Source organism: Siphonobacter sp. BAB-5385 (assembly GCF_002261125.1).
Lineage (GTDB): Bacteria > Bacteroidota > Bacteroidia > Cytophagales > Spirosomataceae > Siphonobacter.
Window position 1 is genome coordinate 1 of record NZ_NMPS01000229.1, and the last position, 442, is coordinate 442.

A 442-nucleotide genomic window follows, 5' to 3' on the forward strand; every position below is an offset into this window, starting at 1 on the left:
GGGCGTAAAGGTAGACAGCACGGGCATTATCGATGCCAGCATCGGCACTTCGAAACTGGCCCTTCGTGCCGTAAACGCAACGAAGCTGGCGGATCGGGCGGTCACTCCAGCAAAGACCAGCTTCATCACGCGGAAGCAGAGCAAGAACCTGTACGACAAGTCCAGTTCCCTGGATGGTCAGTACGTCAATGAATCAGGCAGGCCCCAGTCGGATAGCCGTTTTACGCTCTCGCAGCTGATCGAAGTAACACCGGGCCAACCCTATTTTGGCAAGGCGGTAGCGGGCGGCAGCGGGATGCGTTTTACTTCTTACTACACCGAGGCAGGAACGTGGGTGAGCGGTGGTCCAATCAACTACGCCACTACGTTCACCCCACCCGCGGGCGTTCGCTACGTGCGAATTTCGATTCTGGTGGGTGAAAAAGATGCCTTCCAGCTTGAG

1 protein-coding gene is annotated in these 442 nt (G+C 57.0%); it reads left to right on the plus strand.

Features of this window, described 5'->3' with window-relative positions; translation table 11 throughout:
- A partial coding sequence (locus tag BWI93_RS27970; protein ID WP_176454318.1) for a hypothetical protein occupies positions 1 to 442 on the plus strand: 442 nt, incomplete at both ends.